This is a genomic window from Mesorhizobium sp. M7A.F.Ca.CA.002.04.1.1 (assembly GCF_004022805.1).
GTDB classification, from domain to species: Bacteria; Pseudomonadota; Alphaproteobacteria; order Rhizobiales; family Rhizobiaceae; genus Mesorhizobium; species Mesorhizobium ciceri.
On record NZ_RZPL01000488.1, the window covers coordinates 1 to 4,459 of the forward strand.

At 62.5% G+C, this 4,459-nt stretch carries 7 protein-coding genes; 3 read left to right on the forward strand and 4 right to left on the reverse strand.

Annotated elements, in window-relative coordinates; all coding sequences use genetic code 11:
- Together ENZ75_RS22405 and rnhA are read left to right on the forward strand one after the other, a co-directional pair.
- The coding region (locus ENZ75_RS22405) for a phosphotransferase (protein WP_164887929.1) at positions 1–421 on the forward strand (421 nt) is incomplete at its 5' end.
- Positions 422–425: 4 nt separating this feature from the next.
- Entirely contained in the window at positions 426–944 is a 519-nt protein-coding gene (gene rnhA / locus ENZ75_RS22410; protein WP_027164143.1) for a ribonuclease HI, read from the forward strand.
- A gap of 133 nt (positions 945–1,077) precedes the next feature.
- On the opposite strand, the gene ENZ75_RS22420 is transcribed toward rnhA, so the two are convergent.
- The 3 genes from ENZ75_RS22420 to ENZ75_RS22430 all read right to left on the reverse strand — a co-directional run bounded on the left by ENZ75_RS22420 (position 1,078) and on the right by ENZ75_RS22430 (position 3,000).
- Entirely contained in the window at positions 1,078–1,554 is a 477-nt protein-coding gene (locus tag ENZ75_RS22420; protein WP_013532768.1) for a DUF2938 domain-containing protein, read from the reverse strand.
- 72 nt (positions 1,555–1,626) lie between these two features.
- A complete protein-coding gene (locus ENZ75_RS22425) occupies positions 1,627–2,109 on the reverse strand; it encodes a peroxiredoxin (RefSeq protein WP_027164142.1) in 483 nt (160 codons plus the stop codon).
- 84 nt (positions 2,110–2,193) lie between these two features.
- Positions 2,194–3,000 (reverse strand): protein-disulfide reductase DsbD domain-containing protein, encoded by an 807-nt coding sequence (locus ENZ75_RS22430; protein ID WP_063167685.1) that lies wholly within the window; start codon positions 2,998–3,000, stop codon positions 2,194–2,196.
- 170 nt (positions 3,001–3,170) lie between these two features.
- Here ENZ75_RS22430 and ENZ75_RS22435 point away from each other — a divergent pair, with 170 nt between their 5' ends.
- The gene (locus tag ENZ75_RS22435; protein ID WP_013532765.1) at positions 3,171–3,779 is read left to right on the forward strand and encodes a YqgE/AlgH family protein; all 609 of its coding nucleotides are present in this window, start codon (positions 3,171–3,173) and stop codon (positions 3,777–3,779) included.
- A 5-nt stretch (positions 3,780–3,784) separates the two neighbouring features.
- Here the strand turns inward: ENZ75_RS22435 and ENZ75_RS22440 are convergent.
- The coding region (locus ENZ75_RS22440) for an EAL domain-containing protein (protein ID WP_164887930.1) at positions 3,785–4,459 on the reverse strand (675 nt) is incomplete at its 5' end.

Sequence of the window (4,459 nt, forward strand, 5' to 3'; positions counted from 1 at the left end):
GCCCAAAGACCTGCCGCAAGGCATCATTCATGCCGATCTTTTCCCGGACAACGTTTTCTTCCTCGGCGAAAAGCTCTCCGGCCTGATCGACTTCTATTTCGCCTGCGACGACCTCTATGCCTACGATGTCGCCACCTGCCTCAACGCCTGGTGCTTCGAGAAGGATTTTTCCTTCAACCTGACCAAGGGCAAGGCGCTGCTCGCCGGCTACAAGAGCGTCCGGCCCCTGAGCGACCAGGAAAAGGCTGCGCTGCCGATGCTGGCGCGCGGTTCGGCGTTGCGCTTCATGCTGACCCGGCTATACGACTGGCTGACCGTCCCCGATGGCGGGCTGGTGATGAAACGCGATCCGACCGAATACATCAGAAGGATGCGGTTCCACCGGGCGATCAAATCTCCTTCGGAATATGGATTGGCCTGATATCATGAGCAAACAGGTTGAGATCTTCACCGACGGCGCTTGTTCGGGCAATCCCGGCCCTGGCGGCTGGGGCGCGATCCTGCGCTTCAACGGCACCACCAAGGAGCTTTCCGGCGGTGAGGCCGAGACGACCAACAACCGGATGGAACTGTTGGCCGCTATCTCGGCGCTGAACGCGCTGAAGGAACCGTGCACGGTCGAGCTTCACACCGACAGCAAATACGTCATGGACGGCATTTCCAAGTGGATCCACGGCTGGAAGAAGAACGGCTGGAAGACCGCCGACAAGAAGCCTGTCAAGAACGGTGAACTCTGGCAGGCGCTCGACGAGGCCAACAAGCGCCACAAGGTCACCTGGAACTGGGTCAAGGGCCATGACGGCCATGTCGAGAACGAGCGCGCCGACGAACTCGCGCGCGAAGGCATGGCGCCGTTCAAGAAAGGCCCGTTCAAGCCTGCAGCAGCGCCAAAGCCTGCTGCGCCGGCAATCGCGAAGGTGCGGCGCTCGACCCAGAGCTATTGAATTTCAGGAGCGGCGCGGCTCGGGTACGAAGAAGCAGATCAGCCAGCGGGCGGCGGCAACTACTACGATATCGGCGCGCATTCCGTTGTCTACGGCTGGCAGCCGATCGACAGGCCGACACAGCCGTAAGCGCTTATCGTATCAGCAGCGCCGTGCCCCAAAGCCCAAGTGCGAACACCGTATGCGACACCAGGTTCAGCGCCCGGATCCGCATCGGGTTGGGCCGCTTCGAGGCGGCCCAGCCGGCGCCCATGCCGGGTGCCAGCAGGAACCAGCCGGCGCCGACGGTGACAATGCCGAGGATGAAGGCCGGCAGAAATGTCGGCGCGGCAAGCCAGCCCGCTCCGGCCAGCACCACCAGGATGATGCCGTAGATGATGCCGACAAAATAGTGAAAGGCCCAACCCAGCGCCTTTTCATGCGCGTATGGTGCTGTATCGCCGATATCGTCGTGAAAGACCTTGTCACGGAGATGCCAGACCCAGCGGCCGACCGGCCCCCAGTTCGGCCGTGGCTGGCCGAACGCCTTGTGCAGGAAGATGGCCCAGAGATCCATCAGCACGGTGGCGCCGACGCCGATCGCGATAGCGCGCCAGAAGATGTCAAACATCGCTAGGATCCCCCCAAAGCAAGCCATGAACCACAAGCGCCATCGCCGTTGCGGCCGAAGGCGCACTGAAGTTCAGAGCTGTCCCAGAATATGGGCCGCGCCGGACTCGTCGACACCGGGCTTGGTCTCGACATTGAGCGCGGTGACCTTGCCGTCGTCGACGATCATCGAAAATCGTTTCGAACGCAGCCCCATGCCGCTGGCGGAAAGGTCATTGTCGAGGCCCACTGCCTTGGCGAAATCGCCACTGCCGTCGGCCAGGAACAGGATCTTGCCCTCGCCGCCGGTGAAGCGCGCCCAGGCGCCCATGACATGGACGTCATTGACCGAGACGACGGCGATGGTGTCGACGCCGCGCGCCAGGATGGCGTCATGGTTCTCGAGATAGCCGGGCAAGTGGTTGTTGCTGCAGGTCGGCGTGAAGGCGCCGGGAACTCCAAACAGAACGACCTTTTTGCCCGGGAATATCTCGGCCCCGGTGATCGGCTTGGCGCCGTCGTCGGTCATCGTCTTGAAGGTCACGTCAGGCAGCTTGTCGCCAACGGAAATGGTCATGGATTCCTCGCTTGGGAAATGGGGAAGGACGTGTCTTTGCGTAGCGAACCCAACGGCTTCCTGCAACCGTTGCGATGGGCTGGATCAAGGGAAAGGCAGAACCCCTTCGACAGCGCCCGCCGCACTCGTCAGCGTATAGTGAAGCCCGCCATCAGTCGGCGTCGTCGAGGGGCGGTCGAGGATCGGCACGGTGAAAATCAGCTTGCCGTCCTTTTCGCTGCGGGCCGGGGTGCCGAACATGTAGTCCTGCTCGCCGGCAACGAAGAAATCCGCCGCCGCCGGATCGCCGGGAAAGCTCGCCTCGACAATCAGCGTCTCATGGTCGCCCGGCAGCACATTGATGCCGAAATCGGACCTCGCGGGCGCAGGCAGTGCCGTAAAACTCGCCTTCACCAGCGCCGCGTCCTCGGCATTGTCCGGATCGGAGGCGGGGTCGACGGTCAGCCGCGTCTGCACCGGAATGCAGATCGTTTCGCAGATGCCGAGAAAGATGTCGGCATCGATCACCGCCGGCTGGTTCGGCGTCGCCAGCGTGAATGTCACCGGCAGAGAGACCGGATAGTTGTAGCCCGCCCATTTGCCATAGCCGTCGTCATGGCGCTGCGGCGCCGGAAACGACAGAGCGGCGTCGGCGACGTTGGTGCTGGCCGAAATGTCGAGTTGCGGCGGCACGCCCGCGTCTCCCGGATCGCGCCAATATGTCTTCCAGCCGGGCTTGAGCGCTATGTCGAGAACGCCCTGTATGCGGCCGGCATCGTCGGCTTTGCCTGATGTAACCAGCCGGACCTTGCCGCCTTCGCTGTTGTACCACGCCGACGAAGAGGCGGCGGCGGGAAGAGCGGTGGCCGATCCGATGCCGGCGCCGAGCAGCAGGATTTTCAAGCTTCGCATGGCGGTGATTTGATCGTCCGTTCGTGGCCGCGCAATGATTTCATGGCCTTGCCGGTATCATATTTGCGTGACTTCGAGGGAGAAGAATGTTCGAGCCGCCGCCACAGGCTTTGGTCGAATCCAGCACGGCGCATCTTTTCGGCGCTTTGGAAACGCGTTACGCTCCCTTCATGGACTTGTTGCGCCACAAGAAGACGGTCGCCAGTCGCGGCTTTCTCGACGATCAGTTCCTGATTGCCATGCCCGGCATGAAGGACGACCGTTTCACGCGCTCGGTCATCTATGTCTGCGCCCATTCCGATGAAGGCGCCATGGGCCTGATCATCAACCAGACGCAGCAGATGCTGTTTCCGGACTTGCTCGTGCAACTGGGCATCATGAACGAGCAGGAGGCAATCCGCTTGCCGGCTCAGGCCCGCGATTTCGTCGTGCGCAATGGCGGCCCCGTGGATCGCAGCCGGGGCTTCGTCCTGCATTCGGGCGACTATCGGGTGGAATCATCGCTGACCGTTTCCGACGACATCTGCCTGACGGCGACCGTCGACATATTGCGCGCCATATCGTCCGGCCGCGGGCCTCGTCATGCGCTGATGGCGCTCGGCTATTCCGGCTGGGGCGCGGGCCAATTGGAGACCGAGATCGCAGAAAATGGCTGGCTGACCTGTCCGGCCAGTGCCGAGCTTCTGTTCGACACCGATATCGAGCGCAAATACGACCGGATCCTCGCCTCGATCGGTATCGACCTTGCGCATCTCAGCCTCGCTGCCGGACACGCCTGATCCGTTTACGCTTGCGTCAGCGGATACTGCTCTTTCAGCGTCTTCAGCACCTGGTCGCCCGGCATCGGCGCGCCGAACATGAAGCTCTGGACATATTCGCAGCCCATCTGGCGCAGTTCCAGCGCGTCGCTCTCGTCCGAAATGCCCTCGGCGACGACGGACAGGCCGAGTTCATGCGCCATGTTGACCATCGATTTCAGCAGCACCGCGCGCTTGGGCGTGTTGTCGTCGACGAAGCTCTTGTCGATCTTGATGGTGTCGAAGGGGAAACGCGTCAGATAGGCCAATGACGAATAGCCGGTGCCGAAATCGTCCAGCGACAGGCCGATGCCGAGCTGCTTCAGCTTGGTCAGCACATGGGCGGTCTGCTCGGGATTGTCCATGACAAGCGATTCGGTGAGTTCGAGCCGGAAGCAGCGCGGCTTCAGGTTGGCCCGAGCGATGACCGAGCGGACGTCGCTGACCAGGTCGCGGCGGATCAACTGGCGGCTGGACAAATTCACCGAGACCGACAGCGGCGCGTCGCCGATCTGCTTTTGCCAGCTGGCGAGGTCTTCCGCCGCCTGCTGCATGGCAAACAGGCCGAGCTGCACGATCAGGCCGCAGCTTTCGGCGACCGGGATGAAATCCGCCGGCGGGATCATGCCGCGGCGCGGGGGGTCCCAGCGCAGCAGCGCCTC